Consider the following 22,961-nt stretch of genomic DNA (forward strand, 5'->3'; position numbering starts at 1 on the left):
GGGTGGGGCCTACTTCTCGATGGACAGGCCGAGCGATCGGCGGGCGAGCAGCGTACCGCCCGCGACGGCGGCCGGCATGATCAGCACCGCGCCCAGCGGGATCAGGAAGCAGCAGAACACCGCCACGCCGAAACCCAGCGCGCTGGCCCGGTGCCTGCGCAGCGCCACCCGGCGGTCCGGCAGCCGCAGCCCGCGGCGGTTGAACGCGACAGCGACGAGTTCCAGCGCCAGGAACCAGCCACCGACGAACGCGCCGATCACCGGGACCACCGTCTGCCCGACGACCGGGATGAAACCGCCCGCGAGCAGCGGAATCGCGATCATCAGCGACACCGCCAGCAGCCGCAGCGCGTCGAAGATGCTGCGTCGCAGCTCCTGGTGCCAGGGCAGGTCGACCTCGTTCGGCACGCCGCCGAAGTCGTCCTCGACGGCCTTGCTGATCGCCTCGTAGAACGGGTCGCCGATCAGCAGCGTCACCGCGGTGTACGACACGATCGCGAACAGGCCGCTCGCCCCGACGATGGCGATGCCCGCGAAGAGGCGCACCGACGAGCGCAGGTCGGCCGACCAGTCGTCGGCGAACCAGGTGACCGTGCCGGACAGTCCGTCGAGGTTGTAGAACAGCAGCGTGAACAGCCCCACGAACAACAGCAGGCTCAACACTGCGGGGATCAGCCCCAGCAGGATCAGCCGAGGGCTGCGTACATAACGCCCGACGCCCCGCAGGAGCAGGCGTACGCCGACGAAGAACTCTGAGAACGCTCGACCTGCCACGAACGGGGAGCCTAGTGGACGGTGATGACAGCCGTAAGGGCCGGCGTCGCGCGCGGGGTCAGCCGTTGAGGAAGCCGGAGACGCGTTCGCGCAGGTCGGCACGCTCGTGCCAGAGCACCGAGGGCCGGTTGTAGATGTGCAGGGTGGCGTCGGGCAGCACCGAGGCCAGTTCCTCGGCGACCGAGGCCGGGTGCAGGTCGTCGCCTATGCAGCCGATGACCAGCACCTGGGCGCTGACGTCCCGGAGCAGGTTCACGTCCGGCACGGGCACCTGGTCGGGCAGGGTGAGCAGGCCGCTGCTCAGACCGGTGTTCATCAGGGTGTTGAGGCGCTGGCGCACGTACGCCCAGCCGGACGCCCCGTTGCGGGCCGACGGCGGGATCTCCTCGACCACGGCGTTGGCCACGGTCGGCAGGTCACCGCTGTTGATCGCCTCCAGCAGGTTGACCAGACGGCGGCGGGCCGCCTCCGGCCGCCGCCGGTCGAGCACGGCGGGCAGGAACAGCACGACCTTCTCGAACCGGTCGGGCGTCTCGGCCAGCAGGCGGCACAGCGCGCCCGCGCCGAGGCTCACCCCGAGGGCCCGGGTGGCGCCCGCCATGTCGGCGATGGCGCGCAGGTCGCGGGCCAGGTCGCCGTAGTCCCACGCGCCGCGCGGCGAGCTGGACTCGCCGTGCCCGCGGAACTGGAAGAAGACCCGCTTGCCCGTCACGGCGCTGCCCAACGGCCGGGTCTCGGCGATGCCGTGGCCCAGGCCGTGCGCGAACACGGTGACCGGCTCGCCGACGCCGGTGCTGAGCCGTTCCAGCTGTACGCCGTGCGGCGTGTCGACGATCTCGGTGGGCAGGGCGGGCGGGGCGGGGCGGCCGGTGTTCGGAGCGGAGTTGCGCGGCTTGCCGAGGCGTCGGGGGAATCCGTCCGGCGGGGGCGGCCAGCGCAGATCGTTGATCACTAAATCACCAGGGTCCCTCGGCGGCCTCACGCAGACCGCGGCGTACGTCCAGCAGGTAGTACGCGGCGAGGCCCGCACCGACGTAGGCGAAGATCCCGAGTGAGGTACTGACGAGGGTCAGCAGGCTGACGAGCCCGATCACGGCCAGCCAGCCGATCTTGGGCATGGTGCCGATCGCCGGGAACATGCCCTTACGCCGGATCACGCAGTCGACGAAAGCCCACAGCAGGAATCCCATAATGAAGATCCACAGGACCGTGTCGATCCCGTTCCTGATAGTTAAGGCGACCATGGGTCACAGCTTAGAACCATCGGGCCCGCCATCCCAGCGGTGACGACGCCGGATACGCCTCGTCGCGGCGCGCCGACCCGGTGATCGGCGTGCCGCGACGAGTGCGGTGGTCACTTGGCGGAGCGCGGCGGCTTCTTCGCGGCGGGCTTCGCGGCCGGCGGCACATCCTCGGCCTTGGTCTCGGCCGTGGCCTCGGCCTTGGTCTCGGCGTGCGCCGTGTGGCCGTCCTTCGACTCGGTCTTCGGCTCGAAGCCCGGCGTCGGGGCCTGCTCGGTGAACGCCTGCTCGCCACGGGCGACCAGTGCGTCGTAGAGCTTGGTGGCCTTCTCCGCCGCGGTCTGGGTGCCCGCCACGATGCTGTCGCGGATCTGCGCCGCGTCGACCTTGGAGGTGAACTCGGCAGCCTTGCCGGTGGCGAAGGCGCCGTACTCGTTGGCCTTGGCCTTCCACTGCGGCACGTCGGCCTTGGTGGCCTGGTCGGCCAGCTCCGCGGCCTTGTCACGCAGCTTGTCGGCCAGCTCCGGCAGCTTGCGCAGCTGCGCGTACGCCATGTCGCCGACCCCCGCCGCCGCGTAGAACGCGCTCGGGTAGGTGCGGTCGTCGGACCTGTCGGACTTGCTCGACGTCTGGGTCATGGTCACTGTTCCTCCTGTGCCTGCTGCCGCACGGCCTTCTTGACCGCCTTCTTCACCGCCGGCTTCCTCGCCGTGGCAACGGTCTGCTCCGCCGGGTCGGCGGTCTCTTCGGCGCGCGCGTTCTCGCGTACGAACGTCTCGTAGATCTGCGTGAGTGATTGTTTCTGCGCGACCGTCAGCAGCGGGTCGGCCGCGACGGCGGTCGGCACGCTCTGATGGTCGTCAGACCCGAGCAGCCCGGCTTTGAGGTACATGGCCGGGGTGGAGACCCGCAGTGCCGCAGCCAGCTGGGCCAGCACCTCGGCGGACGGCTTGCGCAGCCCGCGTTCGATCTGGCTGAGGTACGGATTGCTGATGTTGGCCTGCTCGGCCAGCTGCCGCAGGGAAATACGGGCGTTCTCCCGCATATCCTTGATGAAGGCACCGATGTCGGGACTCTGCACGCCCACCAAGCTACCCACGACCGCTAGCAACAGCAAGCATATTGCTAACTCCCCGCTAGCGACTTACACCACGCCCCAAATCGCCCACCCAACCCCATATCCCCCAAACCACCGCACCACACTCCCCGCCACCCGCCCGACCCACCGCGATGATCGCCACTTGAGGTCAAAAGGTGGGGCGTGACCGCACTTCCTGACCTCAAACGGCGATCTTGAGCGTCTGACACGGCGGGGCGCGGGGCGCGCCGGGGCGGGGCGGGGCGGGGCTAGACAGGACGCGGCGCGGCGGGGCGGGACGCGGCGGGGGCGCGGGACGGGGCGGGGGCGCGGGACGGGGCGGGGCGCGGGACGGGGGCGGGGCGGGGCGCGGGGGGTTGTTACCAGAGGGGGTGGAGGGCGCCTACGGGGCGGCCGCCGCCGAGGAGGCGGGGTTCGGCGAGGGTGGGGACGTCGGCGGTGACGCCGAGGCGGCGCAGGGCGGTGATCATGATGGGGCCTCGGGCACGGGCGGCACCGTCGTCGATCTTGACGGCGACCGCGCCCTTGCCGGGTACGGCGGCGGCCCAGACGCCCTCCGCGCCGACCTTGCTGACCAGGCCGGGAACGGCGCGCATGAGCTGGGCGTCCTCGCGGTTGGTGCCACTGACCAGTTCGGGGTATGCCCGCATCGCGTCGGCGACCGAGCGCTCCAGCGAGCCGGGCACGCCCTCGGCGAGCCGGTGGAACGCGGTGGCCAGGCCGGTCAGGGACAGCGCGAGCACCGGCGCGCCGCACCCGTCGACGCCCATCGCGGCCGCGGACTCCCCCGCGAACTCCTCGATGGTCTCGTTGAGGCGCTGCTGCAGCGGGTGGTCGGCCTGGACGTAGTCCTCGGCGCTCCAGCCAGCGGCGCGGCAGGTGAGCAGCATGCCGGAGTGCTTGCCGGAGCAGTTCATGTAGACCCGCTGCGGGGTGCCGCCGCTGGCGATCTTCGCGGCGTCGTCCAGGGGCAGGTCGGGCGGGCAGCGCAGGGCCGCCTCGGTGAGCCCGCCGCTGCGCAGCAGGGCACGTACCCGGGCGATGTGGAAGTCCTCGCCGTAGTGGCTGGCCGTGACCAGTGCCAGGTCGGCCGGGTCGGCCAGGCGCAGCCCGGCACGCAGCATGCCGATGGCCTGCATGGGTTTGTTGGACGAGCGCGCGAAGATCGGGCCCGTGACGTCACCCGCCGACGCGACCGGGTTGCCCGACGCGTCCAGGACGATCACCGACCCGCGGTGGCCGCCCTCGACGAAACCACTGCGTTCCACCTCGACGAGCGGTACGCCGCCCTCGTAAACCTTGCCCATGGTAAGGAACGCTACCGGTGTTTCACATTTCAGCGCGGCGGGATCCCCAGGAGGTTGCGTGCCTCACCCGGCGTCAGCGGCGGCCGCTGCGCCAACCGGGCGAATGCGGACGCGCGTGCGACCAGCTGGGCGTTGGACTCGACCGGCTGGCCCTTGGCGTAGGTGACCGTGTCCTCCATGCCGACCCGCAGGTGGCCGCCCGCACCGAGCGAGGTGAGCAGCACCGGCAGGGTGAACCGGCCGATGCCGGTGGCCGAGAACGTGGTGCCGTCGGGCAGCTCGCGCAGCGCCTGCTGGCAGGCGACCAGCGCGGCGGGGGTGCCGGGCATGCCGCCGGGCACGCCCATCACGAAGTCGACGTGCACGTGCCCGCCCGCGGGCAGGCCGTGCTTGTCGAGCAGGCGCTGCAGCGCCCACAGCTGACCGAGGTCGAAGATCTCGTACTCCGGCACGACACCGCGTTCCTGCATGCGGGTGTGCAGGCCGACGATGAACTCCCAGCGGTTCATGAAGACGTCGTCGCCGAAGTTGACGGTGCCCATGGTGCAGCTGGCCATGTCCGGGCCCGCGTCGAGCACCGCCAGCCGGGCGGACTCCGGGTCGTGCACGGAACCGCCGCTGGACAGCTGCACGATCAGGTCGGTGCTCGAACGCAGCGCCGCGACGGTCTCGCGCAGCCGGACCGGGTCCAGGCTCGGCTGGGCGTCGTCGTCGCGGATGTGCACGTGGATCACGCTCGCGCCGACGGCCTCGCACTCCTTGGCGGTGGCGACCAGCTCGTCCAGGGTCACCGGCAGGGCGGGGACGTCAGCCTTGGCGGATTCCGCGCCGGTGGGCGCGACGGTGATCAGAGTGCCGTTCGTCATGCGCGCATCCTGTCATATTTCTAGTCAGGGTCGATAGAGGCCGAAGATTCTCCCGCAGTCAGGGGGGTGTCACCGGAAATATTGCGCTTCACGACCGCGAGTGCGATCGGCCCGAGTTCCGCATGCCGGGCCGAGGTGCCGACGAATCCGACGGTACGGCCGTTCGCCGTGATCTCGGTGCCGCGCACGGGGAGTTCGTCGGTGGCGATGCCGTCCAGGTGCAGCAGGCGCAGGGCGCGGGGCGGCTTGCCGAGGTGGTGCACGCGGGCGACCGTCTCCTGGCCCCGGTAGCAGCCCTTCTCCAGGTGTACGGCGGCGGCGGTCAGGTCGACCTCGGACGGCAACGTCCGGTGATCGGTGTCGACGCCGACCCGGGCCTGCTTCGCGGCGGCCCGCACCGACTCGTACGCCCACAGCCCGGCGGGCGGCACGTCCAGGGTGGCCAGCGTGGCCGCGGCGGTCCCGGCGGGCAGCAGCAGGTCCAGCACGGGCAGGTCGCCGAGGGAGTGCCTGCGGACGAAGCCGCCGCCGGGCAGCGGGGTCAGCGCGTACACCGTGGTCGGGCGGGGCGGCAGGGCGCCGGTGGCGAACTTGGGGCCGGGCACGTCGAGCACGTCCGGTTCGGCGGGCACCGCGATGCCGAGCTTCGCGGCGGCGGCCAGTGCGCCGGGGCCGGTCAGGCTGTGTACGACCAGATCCGCGGGTTTGATCTCGACCTGGGTGAAGAAGCGCATCCGGGTCAGGAAGGTCACCAGCGTGTCGACCGTGCCGGGCTCGACGTCGACCCAGAGCGTGCCGTCGAGTTCGGACACCCACAGCTCGTGCTCGATGTGCCCGTGCGGAGACAGCACCAGCGTGCGGGTGCCCTGGCCGTCGGCAAGCGCGGTGAGGTGCTGCGAGGTGAGGTTGTGCAGGAAGCTCAGCCGGTCCGGGCCGGTCAGCGCCAGCACGCCGCGATGCGAGCGGTCCACGATCCCGGCCGCGGTCAGCAGGGTGCGCTGCTCCCGGTTGGGGTCGCCGTGGTGGGCCGCGACGGCGGCGTCGGCGGAGTCCGGGTCGAAATGGCCCATCAGCACGGTCGTACCCATCACGCACAGCTCCCGCATAGTCCGAACAACGCCACGTGCCCGATGTCCATCCGGAAGCCGCGCTGCGACAGCAGCCGCTCCGCGAGCGGGGCCAGCTCGCTCTGCTCCAGCTCGGTGACCGTGTCGCAGTTGCGGCAGACCAGGTGCACGTGCTGCACGACCGCCGCGTCGTGGTACGTCGGCGCGCCGTGCGACAGGTGCACGTGGGTGACCAGCCCGAGCTCCTCCAGCAGCTCCAGGGTCCGGTACACGGTGGTGATGTTCACCCCCGAGGCGACCTCGCACACGGCGGCGTGCACCTGTTCGGGGGTCGCGTGGACGAGCTGGCGCACGGCGTCGAGCACCAGCTGCCGCTGGGGGGTGAGCCGAAGACCGCGATCACGCAGCAGTTCGGCCAGCTCCGCGGAGCCTTGTTCGGGCATCGTCCGATCATAGTTCGCCACGCGGAAGCGCCCCGCGCCCGCGCACGGTGACGCCGAACGCACCACCGGGGGCCGGGCGCGGGCGCGGCGATCAAGGTGGGCGGGAGCGGCGGACACCGGGCCGCGTAACATTCCGGCCGTGGTGCAGCCTGTTCTCGTGGTCCAGGGCCTTGGCGTGGTGCCGGCCGACACTCCCGTGCTCCGTGCCGACGACCTCGGTGTGCTGCGCGGCGACGGCGTCTTCGAGACCATGCACGTACGGCCCGACGGCCGGGGCGGCGTGCAGCCGTGGCTGCTGGACGAGCACCTGGCCCGGATGGCCCGCTCGGCCGCCCGGATGGAGCTGGCCCTGCCCGCCGAGGCCGCCCTGCGGGAGCTGGCCGCGCTGGCCTGCGCGCAGTGGCCCGCCGAGGTCGAGGGCGCGCTGCGGCTGACCTGCACCCGCGGCCCCGAGGCGAGCGCCGCCAGCGGCGGCCCGGTCACCTGCTTCGCGTCGCTGAACCCGATCGGCGCGGCGACCCTGGCCGCGCGCCGCGACGGCATCACCGTCACCACCATCTCGCTCGGCTACCCGGCCGACGCGCGAACGTCGGCCCCGTGGCTGCTCGGCGGCGTCAAGTCGCTGTCGTACGCGATCAACATGGCCTCGCAGCGCTGGGCGCTGGCGCAGGGCGCCGACGACGCGCTGTGGGTCTCCCAGGACGGATACGCCCTGGAGGGCCCGACCTCGACGCTGGCCTGGCTCGACGGGGACGTCCTGTGCACGGTGCCCGTCGAGCCGACCGGCATCCTGCCCGGCACGACCGCCCGGCACCTGCTCGACCACGCCGCCGACCTCGGCTGGACCGCCGCCGAGCGCATGGTGACCCCGGCCGGGCTGGCCGCCGCCGACGGCGTGTGGCTGCTGTCCAGCGTGCGCGGCGTCGCCGAGCTGCGCTCGATCGACGGCGTCGCGTCGGCCCCGTCCGCGCACACCGGGAACCTGCTGGGCTACCTCGGCTTCCCGAGCCTGGGTTACTGAACGATCCCTCAGGTGACGTAGCCTGCGGAGCATGACCTCGCAGGCGTATCTCATCGACGCGGTCCGCACCCCGTTCGGCCGCCACAAGGGCGGGCTTTCCGGCGTACGCACCGACGACCTCGCGGCCGCGCCCCTGGTCGCGCTACTCAAGCGGCACCCCGACCTGGACCCCGCGCTGATCGAGGACGTGATCCTCGGTGACGCCAACGGCGCCGGCGAGGACAACCGCAACGTGGCCCGCATGGCGGCCCTGCTCGCCGGGCTGCCCGCCACGGTGCCCGGGGTGACCGTCAACCGCCTGTGCGCGGCCGGCGCGGAAGCGATCGTGCAGGGCTCCCGGGCCGTCCGCGCGGGCGACCTCGACCTGGTCATCGCCGGTGGCGTCGAGAGCATGAGCCGCGCCCCGTTCGTGATGGCCAAGCCCGACACGGCCTTCCCCGGCGAGGCGAAGCTGTGGAACACGCAGCTCGGCTGGCGTCTGGTGAACCCGCTGATGCCCGACGCGTGGACCGTGCCGCTGGGCGTCGCCGCCCAGCAGGTGGCCCACGAGTTCGGCATCGGCCGCGAAGCCCAGGACGCCTGGGCGCTGCGCTCGCAGCAGCGGGCCGCCGCCGCCTGGGCGCAGGGCCGCTTCGACGACCGGGTGTTCGAGGTCAACGGGGTCACCCGCGACGAGTCGGTGCGCCCCGACACCAGCGCCGCCGCGCTCGCCAAGCTGCGCCCCGCGTTCACGCCCGACGGCACGGTCACCGCGGGCAACTCCTCCCCCGTCAACGACGGCGCGGCCGCGACCCTGGTCGGCTCGGCGGCCGCCGTCGAGCGCCTCGGCGTACAGCCGCTCGGCCGCATCGTGGCCAGCACCGTCGCCGGAGTCTCACCGGAGCGCTTCTCCACCGGACCGGTCCCCGCGATCCGCGCCCTGCTCGCCAAGGCGAAACTCGGCTTCGGCGACATCGCCGCCTGGGAGCTGAACGAGGCCTTCGCCGCGATGGTGCTCAGCTGCCTGCACGAGCTGCCGGAGATCGACCCGGAGCTGGTCAACGTCGACGGCGGCGCCATCGCGTACGGCCACCCGCTCGGCGCGTCCGCGCCCCGCGTCGTCATGGACCTGTGCCACACGCTGCGCCGCCGGGGCGGCGGCTACGGCATCGCGGCGGCCTGCATCGGCGTCGGCCAGGGACAGGCGGTGCTGGTCCATGTCGAGTAACCCGTTCGACCTGCTGCCGCCCGAGCAGCGGGCCCGGTTCGAGGCGCTGGCCCGCGAGTTCGCCGCGTCGGGCCGCGAGCCCGCGACGCCCCGCGAGGCGTCCACCGTGGTGCTGATCCGCCCCGACCGCACGATCTTCCTGATCCGGCGGATGCGGGCGATGGCGTTCGGCGGCATGTGGGCGTTCCCCGGCGGCTCCCTGGAGGCGGGCGAGACCCCCGCCGACGCCGCGGTCCGCGAGATCGAGGAGGAGACCGGGGTGACCCTGCTCCCGGCCGCGCTGACCCCGTGGCACCGCTGGCTGACCCCCGTCTTCGAGCCGCGCCGCTTCGACACCTGGTTCTTCCTCGCCGCCATGCCCGACGGCCAGGAAGCCGCCCTCCCCGAGTTCGAAGCCGACCAGGCCCGCTGGCTGACCCTGGAGGACGCGATCACCGAACACGAGTCCGGCGACCTCCCGATGCTCCCGCCCACCCTGGTCACGCTGCGCGAACTCGCGGCCTACCGCTCGGTCACAGACATGCTGACCACCCACCGAGACGTGACCACTCCCTACATGCCCACCCTCTGACCCACCCCACCCGCCTCAACTCTTAAAGACTCGCGGCCTCAGGACAGTCCTGAGGCCGCGAGTCTTTAAGAGTTGTCGCAGGGGTGGGGCCGGGTGGGTCAGCCGAAGCGGCCGGTGATGTAGTCCTCGGTCCGCTTGTCGGAGGGGTTGGTGAAGATGCGGCCGGTGTCGTTGAACTCGACCAGGCGGCCGTGGCGGACGCCGGCCTCGTCCAGCTCCGCGGTGAAGAAGGCGGTGTGGTGGCTGACGCGGGCGGCCTGCTGCATGTTGTGGGTGACGATCACGATGGTGTACGTGCCCGCCAGGTCGTGCATCAGGTCCTCGATCTTGCCGGTGGCGATCGGGTCGAGCGCGGAGCACGGCTCGTCCATGAGGATCACCTCGGGCTTGACCGCGATCGCGCGGGCGATGCACAGCCGCTGCTGCTGGCCGCCGGACAGGGCCAGGCCGCTGGTCTTCAGCTTGTTCTTGACCTCGTCCCACAGGGCCGCGCCGCGCAGCGCCTGCTCGACGCGGTCGTCCATGTTGTCCTTGATCCCGTTGATCTTCAGGCCGTACGCCACGTTCTCGTAGATGGACTTCGGGAACGGGTTCGGCTTCTGGAAGACCATGCCGATACGACGGCGCACCTGGATCGGGTCGACGTCGGGGGCGTACAGGTCCTGGCCGTGGAACGTGATCTTGCCCGCCACCCGGGCACCCGCCACCAGGTCGTTCATCCGGTTGAGCGAGCGCAGCACGGTGCTCTTGCCGCAGCCCGACGGGCCGATGAGCGCGGTGATCTGGTGCTCGCGGACCGCCATGTTGGTGCCCCGTACGGCCTCGTAGTTGCCGTAGAAGACGCTGACGTTCTCCAACTGCATCACCGGCGTTGCGGATGCGACGGGCATGGCTGGCACGGCTCCCGGAAGAAGGGTGGACAGGGTGAAGTCGCTGCTCATGGTGGTCATCCTCAACGTTCCTTGATGGCGAAGCGGCTGGAGATCAGGCGGGCCACGACGGTGAACACGAGCACGATCACCATCAGCGTGAGCGCCGCGCCCCAGGCACGTTCCTGTGCCGCCGGGAACGGCTCTCCGGCGTTCTTGAAGATCTGCGCGGCGAGCGTGGTGTTGGCCCCGTCGAGCGTCCAGTTCGAGGTGAAGATCGTGCCGGCCACCAGTACGACCGGCGCGGTCTCGCCCGCGGCGCGCGCGATGGCGAGCATCACGCCGCTCACGATGCCGGAGATCGCCGCGGGCAGCACCACGGAGACGGTCGTCTTCCAGCGGCGGGCGCCGAGCGCGGCGCTGGCCTGGCGCAGCTCGTCGGGCACCAGGCGGAGCATCTCCTCGGAGCTGCGGATGATCACCGGGAGCATCAGGCAGCCCAGGGCGAGCGCGGCCGCGAAGCCGGACTGCTCCTTGACGATCAGCACGTACGAGACGTAGATGAACAGGCCCATGACGACCGAGGGCACGCCCGTCATGACGTCGGCCATCGTCCGGATGAGCCGGGCCAGCGCGTTCTGCTTGCCGTACTCGTTGAGGTAGATCGAGCCGAGCACGCCCAGCGGGATCGCCATGGCGGCCGCGGCACCGGTGATGAGCAGGGTTCCCGCGACGGCGGGGCCCATGCCACCTCCGGCCCGGCGGGCCGAGTTGGGGATGTCGTCGATGATGAAGTCCCAGTCGAGCACCGCGATGCCGCGGCTGGTCACGTGGTAGATGACCAGGCCCAGCGGGATGAGCGCGATCAGCAGCGCCAGCCCCATGAGGCCCTTGCTGAAGCCGTCGGTCATCCGGCGGCGCAGCGGCAGCGCCGAGCGGCGCAGGTCCGCCGGCACCGGCGCGGCAGCGGCCGACGGGCGAGTAGCGGTGGTCGTCATGCCGACGCTCCCCTCATCCGGATCTCCGCCCGGCGTACGACGAATCGGGCGACCAGGTTGACCAGCACCGTGATGACGAACAGCACCACGCCCATGCCGATCAGCGCGGCGGTGAACTCGCCGGTGGACTCGCCCCACTGGTCGACGATGATGGCCGGCAGCGCGTAGCCGCTCTCGAAGACGTTCGCGGCGATCTGCACCGAGCTGCCGATGACCAGCGCGACCGCGATGGTCTCGCCCATCGCGCGGCCGAGGCCGAGGATCACCGCGCCGACCACGCCGCCGAAGCTGTGCGGCAGCACCGCACCCTTGATCATCTCCCAGCGGGTGGCACCGAGCGCCCAGGCTGCCTGCTTGTCGGAGTCCGGCACGGTCGCGAAGACCTCGCGCGCGATCGACGTGATGATCGGGACGATCATGATGGCCAGGATCAGCCCGGCGGTCATGAAGGTACGGCCGCTGCTACGCGGCTCGCCGAACAGCGAGCCGAGCACCGGCACCCCGCCCAGCACGTCATGCATCCCCTGGTACACCGGCACCAGGGCGGGCGCGACGACCAGGATGCCCCAGAGGCCGAAGACCACCGAGGGCACCGCGGCCAGCAGGTCGATGAGCGTGACGATGGCGGTGCGGACGCGGCGCGGCGCGAGCTCGGTCAGGAACAGCGCGATGCCGATCGAGACGGGGACCGCGACGATCACGGCGATGGCGGAGACCACGACCGTGCCGTACAGGAAGGCCAGCGTGCCGTAGACCGGCTTGGCCGGGCCGTCGCCGTCGGGATCGTTGGGGACCCAGCTCGAACTGGTGAAGAAGTCGGCGGAGAAGGCCGGATAGGCCTCCTTCACCATGGTGATCAGGATCAATGCCAGGATCACCAGCACCGCGAAGCCCGCGGAGACGCACAAGGCCCAGAAGAGCCGGTCGGCATGCCTGCCGCGGTCTTTCCGGGTCAGCTGAGCGGTTTTGTCTAGGACTGTCATCTCTACTCCGGGGGGTGGCCTGGCGAGGCCGGTGCGGCGAGTCCTTCCGGACCCGCCGCACCGGGGGTGGTGCTCAGGTCAGATCAGCTTCAGCTGACCTTGTCCAGCTGGGCGAGAGCCTTGGCCTGCAGCTCCGTCGGCAGCACGGCGTAGTTCACCTCGGCGGCGATGGCCTTGCCGTCGGTCAGCACGTACTTGACGAAAGCCTTGACGAGCTCGGCCTTCTTCGGGTCGTCGTACTTCGGCTTGACCAGCAGGTAGGTCGGCGCGGTGATCGGGTAGGTGGCAGCACCGGCAGCGTTCAGCGGGTTGAAGGTCAGGTCGTCCTTGACCTCGGCGCCGGCGAGGGCCGCGGTGGCGCCCTCCAGCGTCGGGAGAACGTACTGGCCGTCCTTGTTCTTGATAGCGGCGAACGGCAGGCCCGAGTCCTTGGCGTCGCTGAGGTCGATGTAGCCGATGGCGCCGTCAGCAGCCTTGACCAGCTGCGCCACACCGGTGTTCTTGGCACCGGCCTGGGTGTCGGCCGGCCACGCGACGGTGTCGCCGCTGCCCAGCTTCCAGTCGTCGGGCGCGGCCGCGGCCAGGTACTTGGTGAAGTTGCTGGTGGTGCCCGAGCCGTCCGAGCGGTGCGCCACGGAGATGGCGGTGGCCGGCAGGGTCACACCCGGGTTGTCGGCGGCGATCTCCGGCGCGTTCCAGGTCTTGACGGTGCGCTGGAAGATCTTCGACAGGGTGACCGGGCTGAGCTGCAGCTTGTCGACACCCTTGAGGTTGTACGCCACGGTGATCGGCGCGGCGACCGTCGGGATGTAGAGGTAGGAACCGGCCGGCACGCCGTCGGTGTCCTTGACCGTGCTGTCGGTGCCGGCGAAGTCGACCAGGCCGGAGCCGTACTCCTTCTTACCCGCGCCCGAGCCGATCGAGTTGTACGTCACCTTGAAGTTCGGGGCGGCATCCTTCAGGGAGAGGATGACCTCCTGGTAGTAGGTGTTCGGGAAGCTCGCGCCCGACGCCTTCAGTTCACCGGTGATGGAGGCCAGGCCGCCGGCGGCGCTGGCGGAGGGGTCGGTACCCGGGTCGCCCTTCGAGGAGCAACCAGCAAGAGCAAGCGCAGCGACCGCGACGCCTGCGAAAACGCGCCGAGAGAGCACGGTACGGTTCACTTCAGGGGTGCCTTCCTAGTCAGGGATTACAGGCCGTCACCGGCCTGACCCCGACATTGCACGGCTGAGGTAGCCGGTTCTCCCGTCCCAGGTGAACGCAGGGTGAACAGGCAAAACAGGACCGGTGTCGGCTCCCTCAGCAAGGCGTGGCCAGCAAGTGAACGCGATCACACAGCCCCGTCGAGGTCGGCCAGGGACAGGCCGCCACCCGGCCGTACCGTCGCGATCAGCGCGAGGCTGCCGTCCCGTACGTCCCACACCAGCACCCGCTGTCCCGCGCCCGATGGCGCGCCCGCTCCGCCCGCACAGCGCAGCAGCACGCGCCGCCGGTCGAGCCAGCCCAGCAGCGTCAGGTCGCCGGTCACCTCGATGTCGGCCGCCAGCATCCGCAGCACCCGGGCCGAGCCGGGTTCCAGTACGGCCACCGCGATCCCGGCCCGCCAGTCGGCCCGCACCGGCAGCCCCATCGGCTCGCAGAGGCGCGCCACCAGCCCGCCCGTACCCGCGACGGCGAACCCCGGCCCGAGGAACGGGCCGAGCCGCCCGGCGCCCGGCCCGCTGACCGCGACCGTGCCCTCGCTCTGGTCGCGGCCGTCGAACTGCCACGTTCGCACGCGCGGCGGCGCGGTGATCGGTTCCCCGGCCGAGAGCAGTTCCAGCACCGTCGACGGGGTGTCCTGGCCGTTGGCGCGGCGGGGCCCGACGGCGTCACGCACTCCGACCGGCACCGCGAGCAGCCTGCCGGTGCCGACCTCCAGCAGTTTGTCGACCGCGACCAGCAGGTGCCGTGGGCTGAGCCAGATCACGACCGGTGACGGCGGCACCATGTCGTGCCGCCGGGCCCGGCCGGTGGCCAGCTCGACCACCCACAGCTCGTCGGCGGTCACCACCGCGGCGCGTGCGCCGTCCGGGGACAGCGACCCCGGCGACAGCAGCGCGGCGGCCTCCGCCGGAAGCTGGTCGACCCTGCGCCAGGCCCCGTCCTCGCCCAGCACCAGCAGCGGCCCCTCGCCGACGCCCTTGACGGCCGCGTCGAGCACGACCTGCGCCCGTGGCGTCGGCTGCCTGCTCAGGGCTGGCAGTGTCGCCGGATCACCGGGGGCGAGTTCCCGTGGCAGGTGCGCGACCAGTGCCTCCCGCAGCGCGAGCTGGTCCGGCACCGGCGGCACCTCGTCGACCCCCTCCAGCAGCACCGGGCCGGAGGGCAGCGGCGGTAACGGCCGCAGGCTCTCGTCGGGCCCGGTGATCAGCGCGCGGACTCCCGCCGCGCCCAGCGCCGCCGCCCCGACGGCACCCGCGATCAGCAACCGGCGGCGGGTGGTGGCCCGGCCGCGCCGCCACAGCTCGGCCGCCTCCTGCTCGGCGGTCGCGGGCAGGGCGGAGCCGCCACGGCGCGGCGGTGTGCGGTCCAGTTCCAGCCGTACCCGATAGGACGGTCCGGCATCGGCGACCTCACGCGCGAAGAGGCGCTGGAGCAGCCGGTCCGCGGCCGCGCCCGGCGGCGCGTGGTGCTCGGCGTCGTTGCCGCGCAGCGACGGCCAGCGCCGGGCGACCAGGGTCAGCAGGTCCCGGGCCAGCGCGCCGCCCTGCGTCGGGTCTGCGGACAGCTGCCGGGCGGCATGTTCCAGAGGCGGCAGACGGCGGGACACCCAGTCCGTGAAATCGGCTGGCGCGGCCGCCGGGCTCGACTCCTCCCGCTGCGACAGCACGTCGGGCTCCTGGTCGACCACGCCGCCTCCTGACCCGTCCACCGTGCGCGCCGCGACCGGCCCGACACAGCCCGTGGGGAAGATCTCGCGGGGTCGGACGGCCACACCCTTAGATGGTGATGGATCTCACAGGATTGCGGTAGAGGTCGCTCAGGCGCGCTGGAAGAGCACGTCGGTGGACCAGCGGGCGAAACCCAGCCGCTGGTATAGGGCTGTCGCGGCGGTGTTGGACTCGTCCACATACAACATGACCTGGTCGAGGCCCTGGGCCCGCAGGTGGCGCAGCCCCGCCGCGGTCAGCGCGCGGCCGAGGCCGGAGCCGTGCGCGGACGGATCGACGCCGAGCACGTACACCTCGCCGATCGGGTCGTGGTGGTGCGCGTCCTCGGCGTCGCTGCGCAGCTCACCATGCACCTTGGTCCAGTGGAAACCGGCCAGCGCGCCGTCCCTTTCGGCCAGCAGGAAACCCGCCGGGTCGAACCACGGCTCGGCCATCCGCGCCCGCAGGTCACGCAAGGTCCACCGGCCCTGCTCCGGGTGGTCGGCGAACGCCCGCGCGTTGAGTGCCAGCCAGGCCTGCTCGTCCTCGCCCGGCCGGAACGGGCGCAGCACCACGCCCGCGGGCAGGTCGGGCTGCGGCACCTCGGCGAACAGCGAGCGGCGCATCTGCCACAGCACGCGGGCCCGCCGGAAACCCAGCGACAGCGCCAGCGCACCGGCCGACGGGTGGTCGCCGTGCGCCCAGAGCCGCAGGCGGCCGGCCGGATCGGCCTCGGCCGCCGCCTCGATGGCCGCCTTCACCAGGGCGCGGCCCAGGCCGTGGCGGCGGCGCTGCGGGTGCACGACCAGCTCCGCCGACGGCCCGTCCACCGCGTCGGTGGTGTCGACGTGGGCGTATCCGGCGAGCTCACCGTCGGGCGTACGGGCGACCAGGTGCACCGCCGGCGCCTCGCCCCCGTGCCGCAGGTGCAGCACGGTGTGCTCGGACAGCGGATACGCCCCGTCGGTGTCCCCCGCCGCGCTGGCCAACGCGACCACAGCAGACACCTCGTCCGGCGTCAGCCGCTCGCGCCGCTCGACATACCCGATCATGACCGCCAGCCTAACCGCCCCCGACGACCTCCCCACCCCCCAGCCGAGCCGCAACTCTTAAAGAGCTGCGCCTTCGTCCCCGCGCTGAGGGCGCGACTCTTTAAGAGTTGCGGCAGGGAGAGGGGCCGCGGCCGGAGGCTGCCGGGGCGGTGTGGGGGCGGGTCAGAGGGAGGGGAGGTCGGCGAGGAGTTGCTCGGCGGCGTTGGTGAGGGGGCTGCGGTCGGCGAGTTGCTGGCGCGAGGACGGGACCACGAACTTGTAGCCGACCTGGCGCACGGTGCCGATCATCGCCTCGTACTCGGAGCCGAGTTTGGCGCGCAGGCGGCGCACGTGCACGTCGACGGTGCGGGTGCCGCCGAAGTAGTCGTAGCCCCACACCTCGCGCAGCAGCTGGTCGCGGGTGAACACCCGGCCCGGGTGCTGGGCCAGGAACTTCAGCAGCTCGAACTCCTTGTACGTGAGATCGAGCGGGCGTCCCTTGAGCTTGGCCGCGTACGTGTCGGGGTCGATGGTCAGCTCGCCGCCCCGGATGAGGCCGCCTGCGGCGGCGGTCGCGGAGTTGAGGCGGCCGACGGCGACGCGCAGCCGCGCCTCGACCTCGGCGGGACCGGCGCTGGCGAGGATGACGTCGTCGACGCCCCAGTCGGCGTTGATCGCGACCAGCCCGGCCTCGGTGACCACGGCGATCAGCGGCACGCCGATGCCGGTCGCGTGCAGCATCCGGCAGGTGGCACGGGCCTCGGACAGTTCGGTGCGCGCGTCGACGAGGACGGCGTCGGGGCTGGGGGTCGACACCAGGGTGCGCACGTCGCGCGGAGCGGTGCGCACGGAGTGCGGGAGCAGGTCGAGCGCCGGCAGCACGGTGGATGGTTCACCGGCGCGTGCGGTCACCAGGAGCAGGATTTCCACGGATCGCCTCCGTCCTTGCGGCAAGGCCGCGTGAGCAGCACATGGGGGGCGTGGCTGGCCTCACGTCGGTCCCGGCGTCGCTGACGGGCGGGTAAAGCATGAGCATAGTCGAGGACAATAGAAATACCAGCACCTCGTACGTTTGTCACTCACCACGCGTGATCGGGAACCATTGTTTCGGTCATCTTTCGCGCGTGTTTCGTACGCCGCGCCCACCGTCTCAAGGTTCCCACCCCGGTGAGGTGCGCTCTTGGGGGGTGAGGTGGCACGATCGTTGCGTGCTCGGTTCCCCTCCCGACGACAGCGTCCGTAATCGCAGGTCATCCGGCCCCCAGTTCGACGGGCCGCACCGGCCCGGCCCTGGCCAGGCCGGCCGTGGCCCTGCGCCCGTTCCCGTGCCCGCGAGCCGTGGCGCCGAGCGGGGGGCCGAGCCGGGCCCACGTTCCCGGCGGGACGAGGCGGTGAAGACGAAGGACCGGCGGCGCACCCGTGGCGGCGACGAGCCCGAAGCCGAGGTGCTGGACGGGCCGGAACCCGAGATCGTCCCGGTGCGGCGGCTGCTGTCGGCGGCCGTGGCCGGTTTCGCGCTGCTGCTCGGCGTGGGCCTGGTGATGGGCGCGCAGACGGCCGGGGTCGGCACGGGCCGCATCCCGTACGCCGTGGTGATCTTCGGTGCCCAGCTGCTCTACGTCTTCGCCACCACCATGGCGCTGCGCCCGCCCGGTATGAAGGTGGTCGCCGCCGTCGGTGTGCTGGCGGCGATCAGCGCCGACGTCGCGTCGATCGTGACCGATGTCGCGTCGGTGGCCCCGCTCGGGCTGATCGCGGCGGGCGGCCTGGTCGCGGGCGTGGTCGGGCAGATGGTGCGGCAGGAGGGACGGATGAACGTCTCGGAGTCGCTCGGTTCGACGGTCGTCATCGTGCTCGGCGTGGTCTCGTTCGCGACACTCATAGTTTTGACCCGCCTCCCGGCGGGCACTCAGGCCATTGTGGTCTGTCTCATCGCCAGCGGCATCGCCTTGAGCGTCGCCCGGCTCACCGACGTCTTCGCGCCTTACCCGCGCCTGGCCGACCAGGTCCCGCGCGGTTCGGCGGGCATCGTGATCGGCGCGATGCTCGGCACCGGCGTGGCCGCCGTCATCGGCCGCTACCTGGTGCCGTTCACGCCCAGCCAGGCCGCGATGATCGGGATGGCCGCGGCCGGGGCCGCCGTGCTCGCCGACCTCACCATCGGTTTCGCCGAGGCGGGGCGGGAAGTGGCCGGCGACGCGCCGACCATGTGGCTGGCCCGGCACATGCAGGGCCCGCTGGCCGGCTTCGCGCTGGCCGCGCCGGTCGCCTACGTGATCAGCGTGTTCTTCCTGGTGCCGGCATGAAGAAGTTCCTCGTGATCACCGCGGTCGCGGTCTTCGTGCTCGGGGTGCTGGTCGTGGTCGCCGACCGGGCCGGTGCGCACTACGCCGAACGTGAGATCGCCGCGCGGGTCTCGGCGCGCATGCAGGACCAGGGCATCACCTCGGCCCCGCCCGAGGTGGAGATCCAGGGCTTCCCCTTCCTGACCCAGGTCGCGGCGGGCCGCTACACCCAGATCGACATCACGATGCGCGACCTCAAGGGCGGCCAGCTGCCCCTGCCGCTGCTGAACGTGGCGGCGCACGAGGTCGAGGCGTCGCTGTCCGAGCTCAAGGACGGCACTGCCCGGCCCGTGGCGGCGCTGGTGGACGGCGACGCGACGGTGTCGTACGGCAGCCTCGTCGAGGCGAGCGGCCTGAACGGCATCACCCTGACCTCCGCGGGTCCGAACGACGTCCGGGTCACCGGCAAGGTGCCGATCATCGGCGAGGTCACCGGCACCGCCGAGGTCACGGTCGTGGACGGCAGCCACGTACGGCTGCGTGTCACGTCCCTCAAGGGCGCGGCCGGCTCGGTCAGCCAGACGATCATCAATGCCTACAAGGATCGCCTCGCGGTGACCCTGACCCTGCCGAAACTGCCGTTCAACCTCGAACTGACCAAGGTCCAGACCGAGTCGACCGGCCTGATCGTCGGGTTCACCGCCAAGAACGTCGAACTGGCCTGACCACGGCGGGAATCACCGTCAGCGCGTCCGGATGGTGATCCACCGTTCCCGGATGGTGGAAGACACATTCCCGAAATCACAGCGCTGCTGGTAGGGTCAGCAACTATGAGTCCGCTGCTTACCAAGCGGCGCGCGGTCGACCTGTGCCGCGTGGCCACGTGCCTGTGTCGCCCCGTCATCTGACGGCGGCACAGTTTTGCGCACCCCGATCACCGTTCGTGATCGTCAGCAGCTCTGTTAACTGACTCGCACCAGCCGCTCATCGCTGAGCCGGCCACCCAGTCAGCCGCCGTCGCCCTGTACCCGGTGAATCCCCTGTGGACCCGTACGCGGCGACGTTTTTCTTTCTCCCGCTCGCGCTCCCGGTGGCGTCACCCGCACCAGACGTTCATCCATCCAGCCACATCTCAAGGGAGAACTCCATGAGTCGCGAATCCGCCCTCGTCTCGGCCGACTGGGCCGAGAAGAACATCGCCGCACCCGGCGTCGTGTTCGTCGAGGTCGACGAGGACACCACCGCCTACGACGGTGGCCACATCGCCGGCGCGGTCAAGCTGGACTGGCGCACCGACCTGCAGGACCCGGTGCGCCGTGACTTCGTGAACAAGGAGCAGTTCGAGGCGCTGCTGTCGTCGCGTGGCATCGGCAACGACGACACCGTCGTGCTGTACGGCGGCAACAACAACTGGTTCGCCGCGTACGCCTACTGGTACTTCAAGCTCTACGGCCACGGCGACGTGAAGCTGCTCGACGGTGGCCGCAAGAAGTGGGAGCTCGACGCCCGCCCGCTGTCCAAGGACACGGTCGAGCGCCCCGCGACCCAGTACGTCGCCCAGGACCAGGACCTGTCCATCCGCGCCTTCCGCGACGACGTCGTCAAGGCGATCGGCGTGCAGAACCTGATCGACGTGCGCTCGCCCGACGAGTACGCGGGCCGCCTGCTCGCCCCCGCCCACCTGCCGCAGGAGCAGGCGCAGCGGGCCGGTCACATCCCCACCGCGCTCAGCGTGCCGTGGTCCAAGGCCGCGAACGAGGACGGCACCTTCAAGTCCGACAGCGAGCTGGCCGACCTGTACGCGGCCGCGGGCATCGATGACAGCAAGGACACCATCGCGTACTGCCGCATCGGCGAGCGCTCCTCGCACACCTGGTTCGTGCTGCAGGAGATCCTCGGCAAGGCGAACGTGAAGAACTACGACGGATCCTGGACCGAGTACGGCTCGCTGGTCGGCGTGCCGGTGGCACTGGGCGACGAGCCCGGGAAGGCGTGATCACCATGACCGCACAGACTGCTTCCACTGTCGCGGCCGGTTGCGCCGCGCCCGACCAGGCCGCCCCGCTGCCGCTCAGCGTCGACCTGGAGAAGGAGACCGTGATCACCGGCGTCGTCCAGTCCGGCGGTGACCCGGTCGCGGGCGCGTACGTGCGCCTGCTCGACCGCAGCGGCGAGTTCACCGCCGAGGTCGTGACCTCCCCGGCGGGCCAGTTCCGCTTCTTCGCCGCCCCCGGGACCTGGCAGCTGCGCGCCCTGTCCCGCTTCGGCAACGGCGACGCCACCGTAGACGCCGCCCGCGGCGTCAACGAGGTGGCCCTCGCCGTCGCCTAGCTCCTCCCCCGCCTCGCGCGGACTTGCTCGAAGGAAGGGCACCTTCCCAACGTCATGACGTTGGGAAGGTGCCCTTCCTTCGTCCGCCGGTGCGGCGGCCGGGGCATGATCGCCGTTTCAGGTCAAGGTCTGCGGTGTAACCCGAGTTTCTGACCCGAAACAGCGATCTTGCCCCAGTCCCCGCCCCCGCCCCCGCCCACCGCGACACGCCCGGCGGCACGCACGTGGCAGCATGAACGGCGTGACCATCGACGCGCCCGCACCCGAGGCCGCCCCGCAGCCCCAGCCGACGCCGCCCGCCCGCCGTTACCTGTGGCCGGTGCTCGTCGGCGCCTGGGCCCTGCTGCTGCTGGTCCTGGCCATCTGGTCCGCGCGCAACGACCCGCCGTCACTGCGCGACCAGACCACCGCCGCCTCGGCGAAGGCCACCATCGACCAGGTCGTCGGCCAGGTCACGGCCGGTGTCCCGGCGGGCTGGACGATCCAGGACAAGGGGTACGCCGAGAAGGCCTGCAGCCTGTCCGCCGCCCGCGACGGCGTCGCCGTCACCCGCACGCTGACCGTCTCCGGGCCCGTCGGCGGCGAGTCCGCCACGGTCGAGGCGCTGGCCGCGACGCTGCCCGACGCCGTCACCCGCCCCGCCGACGGCCCCAAGGAGGGCTTCTACCACGACGCGGGCAACTACGTCGCGGTACGCGGCAAGGTGATCGGCGAGGGCGCGGTGAGTGTCGACCTCAGCTCGGGCTGCCGGGTCCCCTGATCCCGCCCGGTCAGTAGACGAGGGCCTGGGTGTCGTCGGAGAGGGCCTCCTCGACGAAGACGGCCGCGCCCGCGATGCGGATGCCGGGCAGCACGTCGGCGGGGGTGATCTCGCGGCGGGCGGCGCACTGGGTACACAGCGTGACGGTGCCCGCGGCCAGGATGGCGTCGAGCAGGTCGGGCAGCGGGGCCGAGTGCGGCAGTTCGAACGCGGCGGCGCGGCCGGGCAGCGCGAACCAGCTGGCCTCGCCGGTCAGCCACAGCGACACCTGGGCTCCGGCCGCCACGGCGGTCGCGGCCACGGTGAACGCCTGCGCGCACCGCTCCGGCGCGTCGGCTCCGGCGGTGGTCTTGACGATGAGTTTGCGTGCCACGTCCGACAGCTTATGCACGGCCGCCGGGCGCGCCTCATAGGATCTACCAATGGTCACCGAGATCGGGTTCGTCAGCCTGCTGGTCGCCGGGTTCGGCGCGCTGGCCGGAGGCCTGGCCTACGTGGCCGTCAAAATCTCGCGCGGCCGCTGGTGAGAGTGCCTGCACAGGCAGGCCGACCGGGTCGGCGAGTTCCGCAGTCGTGAAACGAAGAGGGTTGAAACGGTGAGTACTGAAGAGAATCCGCTGCAGCCGCCGCCGTGGCTCAACGCGCCGCCGGTCGACCCGTACCCGTACGAGGAGACCCACGACCTGCGTTCCGGGCCGGACCTGCACCCGGACCTGCTGGACCTGCTGCCTTTCGTGGGCGTGTGGCGGGGGCGCGGGCGGGGCGGCTACCCGTCGATCGAGGACTTCGACTACGCGCAGGAGATCCGGATCAGCCACGACGGCCGTCCGTTCCTGTTCTACGAGTCGAAGGCGTGGATCCTGGACGCGGAGTCGAACCCGGTGCGGCCGGGCGGCCGGGAGGCGGGCTGGTGGCGTCCGGCGGGCAAGGACGGCGACGAGCTGGAAGCCATCATGACCAACCCGACCGGGATCATGGAGCTCTACCTCGGCAAGGTCGAGGCGAACCCGCCCCGGATCGAGATGGTCACCGACTTCGTGGCGCGTACGTCGACTGCCAAGGAGGTCACCGCGGGGCACCGGCTCTACGGCGTCGTCGAGGGCGCGCTGCTGTACGCCCAGGACATGGCCGCGGTCGGCGAGGGCCTGACGCCGCACCTCAGCGCACGTCTGATCCGCGTCGGCGGTTGAGATACC

28 protein-coding genes are annotated in these 22,961 nt (G+C 71.5%); 11 read left to right on the top strand and 17 right to left on the bottom strand.

The window, feature by feature from the left end; translation table 11 throughout:
* Positions 1 to 9: 9 nt before the first annotated feature.
* From HAV40_RS28555 to HAV40_RS28595, 9 genes are all read right to left on the bottom strand, one after another.
* Positions 10 to 774 carry an EI24 domain-containing protein gene (locus HAV40_RS28555; RefSeq protein WP_166386628.1) on the bottom strand — a complete coding sequence of 255 codons (765 nt, stop codon included), beginning with the start codon at positions 772 to 774 and terminating at the stop codon, positions 10 to 12.
* Positions 775 to 832: 58 nt separating this feature from the next.
* The gene (locus HAV40_RS28560; protein WP_166386731.1) at positions 833 to 1,723 is read right to left on the bottom strand and encodes an alpha/beta fold hydrolase; all 891 of its coding nucleotides are present in this window, start codon (positions 1,721 to 1,723) and stop codon (positions 833 to 835) included.
* A 7-nt stretch (positions 1,724 to 1,730) separates the two neighbouring features.
* A complete protein-coding gene (locus tag HAV40_RS28565) occupies positions 1,731 to 2,018 on the bottom strand; it encodes a DUF2516 family protein (protein ID WP_166386630.1) in 288 nt (95 codons plus the stop codon).
* A 110-nt stretch (positions 2,019 to 2,128) separates the two neighbouring features.
* The gene (locus tag HAV40_RS28570) at positions 2,129 to 2,653 is read right to left on the bottom strand and encodes a hypothetical protein (RefSeq protein ID WP_166386632.1); all 525 of its coding nucleotides are present in this window, start codon (positions 2,651 to 2,653) and stop codon (positions 2,129 to 2,131) included.
* Between the two features lie 2 nt (positions 2,654 to 2,655).
* Positions 2,656 to 3,060 carry a helix-turn-helix domain-containing protein gene (locus HAV40_RS28575; protein WP_409365006.1) on the bottom strand — a complete coding sequence of 135 codons (405 nt, stop codon included), beginning with the start codon at positions 3,058 to 3,060 and terminating at the stop codon, positions 2,656 to 2,658.
* Positions 3,061 to 3,473: 413 nt separating this feature from the next.
* Entirely contained in the window at positions 3,474 to 4,421 is a 948-nt protein-coding gene (locus tag HAV40_RS28580) for an asparaginase (RefSeq protein ID WP_166386636.1), read from the bottom strand.
* Positions 4,422 to 4,450: 29 nt separating this feature from the next.
* Complete coding sequence (locus tag HAV40_RS28585; protein ID WP_166386638.1) at positions 4,451 to 5,287, bottom strand: beta-keto acid cleavage family enzyme; 837 nt, start codon at positions 5,285 to 5,287, stop codon at positions 4,451 to 4,453.
* 20 nt (positions 5,288 to 5,307) lie between these two features.
* Positions 5,308 to 6,375 carry a CAF17-like 4Fe-4S cluster assembly/insertion protein YgfZ gene (gene ygfZ / locus HAV40_RS28590; protein ID WP_239086894.1) on the bottom strand — a complete coding sequence of 356 codons (1,068 nt, stop codon included), beginning with the start codon at positions 6,373 to 6,375 and terminating at the stop codon, positions 5,308 to 5,310.
* A complete protein-coding gene (locus tag HAV40_RS28595; protein WP_144127817.1) occupies positions 6,375 to 6,797 on the bottom strand; it encodes a Fur family transcriptional regulator in 423 nt (140 codons plus the stop codon). The genes ygfZ and HAV40_RS28595 overlap by 1 nt, the downstream gene beginning before the upstream one ends.
* A 139-nt stretch (positions 6,798 to 6,936) precedes the next feature.
* Between HAV40_RS28595 and HAV40_RS28600 the strand changes: the two genes are divergently transcribed.
* The 3 genes from HAV40_RS28600 to HAV40_RS28610 are packed head-to-tail and all read left to right on the top strand — an operon-like array spanning position 6,937 to position 9,596.
* Positions 6,937 to 7,818 (top strand): aminotransferase class IV, encoded by an 882-nt coding sequence (locus HAV40_RS28600; protein WP_239086893.1) that lies wholly within the window; start codon positions 6,937 to 6,939, stop codon positions 7,816 to 7,818.
* 31 nt (positions 7,819 to 7,849) lie between these two features.
* Positions 7,850 to 9,025: a thiolase family protein gene (locus HAV40_RS28605; protein WP_166386642.1), complete on the top strand. Its 1,176-nt coding sequence runs from the start codon at positions 7,850 to 7,852 to the stop codon at positions 9,023 to 9,025.
* The gene (locus HAV40_RS28610; RefSeq protein ID WP_166386644.1) at positions 9,015 to 9,596 is read left to right on the top strand and encodes an NUDIX hydrolase; all 582 of its coding nucleotides are present in this window, start codon (positions 9,015 to 9,017) and stop codon (positions 9,594 to 9,596) included. Before HAV40_RS28605 ends, HAV40_RS28610 begins: the two co-directional genes overlap by 11 nt.
* 98 nt (positions 9,597 to 9,694) lie before the next feature.
* On the opposite strand, the gene pstB is transcribed toward HAV40_RS28610, so the two are convergent.
* The 7 genes from pstB to HAV40_RS28645 all read right to left on the bottom strand — a co-directional run bounded on the left by pstB (position 9,695) and on the right by HAV40_RS28645 (position 17,319).
* Positions 9,695 to 10,486: a phosphate ABC transporter ATP-binding protein PstB gene (gene pstB, locus HAV40_RS28615; protein WP_239086892.1), complete on the bottom strand. Its 792-nt coding sequence runs from the start codon at positions 10,484 to 10,486 to the stop codon at positions 9,695 to 9,697.
* A gap of 62 nt (positions 10,487 to 10,548) precedes the next feature.
* Positions 10,549 to 11,463, bottom strand: a complete 915-nt coding sequence (gene pstA, locus HAV40_RS28620; protein ID WP_166386648.1) for a phosphate ABC transporter permease PstA — start codon at positions 11,461 to 11,463, stop codon at positions 10,549 to 10,551.
* Positions 11,460 to 12,446, bottom strand: coding sequence for a phosphate ABC transporter permease subunit PstC (gene pstC, locus HAV40_RS28625; RefSeq protein WP_166386650.1), 987 nt, complete (start codon positions 12,444 to 12,446; stop codon positions 11,460 to 11,462). The genes pstA and pstC overlap by 4 nt, the downstream gene beginning before the upstream one ends.
* A gap of 89 nt (positions 12,447 to 12,535) precedes the next feature.
* On the bottom strand, positions 12,536 to 13,597 hold the full coding sequence (gene pstS, locus HAV40_RS28630; protein WP_239086891.1) for a phosphate ABC transporter substrate-binding protein PstS: 1,062 nt from the start codon (positions 13,595 to 13,597) through the stop codon (positions 12,536 to 12,538).
* Positions 13,598 to 13,776: 179 nt separating this feature from the next.
* Entirely contained in the window at positions 13,777 to 15,423 is a 1,647-nt protein-coding gene (locus HAV40_RS28635; RefSeq protein WP_166386654.1) for a hypothetical protein, read from the bottom strand.
* A gap of 45 nt (positions 15,424 to 15,468) precedes the next feature.
* Positions 15,469 to 16,410, bottom strand: coding sequence for a mycothiol synthase (gene mshD / locus HAV40_RS28640; protein WP_166386655.1), 942 nt, complete (start codon positions 16,408 to 16,410; stop codon positions 15,469 to 15,471).
* A 162-nt stretch (positions 16,411 to 16,572) separates the two neighbouring features.
* Positions 16,573 to 17,319, bottom strand: a complete 747-nt coding sequence (locus tag HAV40_RS28645; RefSeq protein WP_166386656.1) for a winged helix-turn-helix transcriptional regulator — start codon at positions 17,317 to 17,319, stop codon at positions 16,573 to 16,575.
* 461 nt (positions 17,320 to 17,780) lie between these two features.
* On the opposite strand from HAV40_RS28645, the gene HAV40_RS28650 reads away from it, so the two are divergent.
* From HAV40_RS28650 to HAV40_RS28670, 6 genes are all read left to right on the top strand, one after another.
* Positions 17,781 to 18,695 carry a hypothetical protein gene (locus HAV40_RS28650; protein ID WP_239086890.1) on the top strand — a complete coding sequence of 305 codons (915 nt, stop codon included), beginning with the start codon at positions 17,781 to 17,783 and terminating at the stop codon, positions 18,693 to 18,695.
* Positions 18,692 to 19,399: an LmeA family phospholipid-binding protein gene (locus tag HAV40_RS28655; RefSeq protein ID WP_166386657.1), complete on the top strand. Its 708-nt coding sequence runs from the start codon at positions 18,692 to 18,694 to the stop codon at positions 19,397 to 19,399. The genes HAV40_RS28650 and HAV40_RS28655 overlap by 4 nt, the downstream gene beginning before the upstream one ends.
* Before the next feature lie 105 nt (positions 19,400 to 19,504).
* Complete coding sequence (locus tag HAV40_RS39125; RefSeq protein ID WP_322790472.1) at positions 19,505 to 19,582, top strand: Ms5788A family Cys-rich leader peptide; 78 nt, start codon at positions 19,505 to 19,507, stop codon at positions 19,580 to 19,582.
* A 239-nt stretch (positions 19,583 to 19,821) separates the two neighbouring features.
* Positions 19,822 to 20,670, top strand: coding sequence for a sulfurtransferase (locus tag HAV40_RS28660; protein ID WP_166386658.1), 849 nt, complete (start codon positions 19,822 to 19,824; stop codon positions 20,668 to 20,670).
* Between the two features lie 5 nt (positions 20,671 to 20,675).
* A complete protein-coding gene (locus tag HAV40_RS28665; protein WP_166386659.1) occupies positions 20,676 to 21,005 on the top strand; it encodes a DUF1416 domain-containing protein in 330 nt (109 codons plus the stop codon).
* Between the two features lie 241 nt (positions 21,006 to 21,246).
* Positions 21,247 to 21,765 (top strand): hypothetical protein, encoded by a 519-nt coding sequence (locus tag HAV40_RS28670; protein WP_166386660.1) that lies wholly within the window; start codon positions 21,247 to 21,249, stop codon positions 21,763 to 21,765.
* A gap of 10 nt (positions 21,766 to 21,775) precedes the next feature.
* On the opposite strand, the gene HAV40_RS28675 is transcribed toward HAV40_RS28670, so the two are convergent.
* Entirely contained in the window at positions 21,776 to 22,147 is a 372-nt protein-coding gene (locus HAV40_RS28675; protein WP_409365003.1) for a DsrE family protein, read from the bottom strand.
* Between the two features lie 40 nt (positions 22,148 to 22,187).
* Between HAV40_RS28675 and mtfM the strand changes: the two genes are divergently transcribed.
* Both mtfM and HAV40_RS28680 read left to right on the top strand, forming a co-directional pair.
* Positions 22,188 to 22,292, top strand: coding sequence for a small membrane protein MtfM (gene mtfM / locus HAV40_RS39000; RefSeq protein WP_269059029.1), 105 nt, complete (start codon positions 22,188 to 22,190; stop codon positions 22,290 to 22,292).
* Positions 22,293 to 22,361: 69 nt separating this feature from the next.
* Positions 22,362 to 22,955: a heme-binding beta-barrel domain-containing protein gene (locus HAV40_RS28680; protein WP_166386662.1), complete on the top strand. Its 594-nt coding sequence runs from the start codon at positions 22,362 to 22,364 to the stop codon at positions 22,953 to 22,955.
* The last annotated feature ends 6 nt before the right edge of the window (positions 22,956 to 22,961 follow it).

Source organism: Catellatospora methionotrophica, assembly GCF_011297335.1.
GTDB lineage: Bacteria > Actinomycetota > Actinomycetes > Mycobacteriales > Micromonosporaceae > Catellatospora > Catellatospora methionotrophica.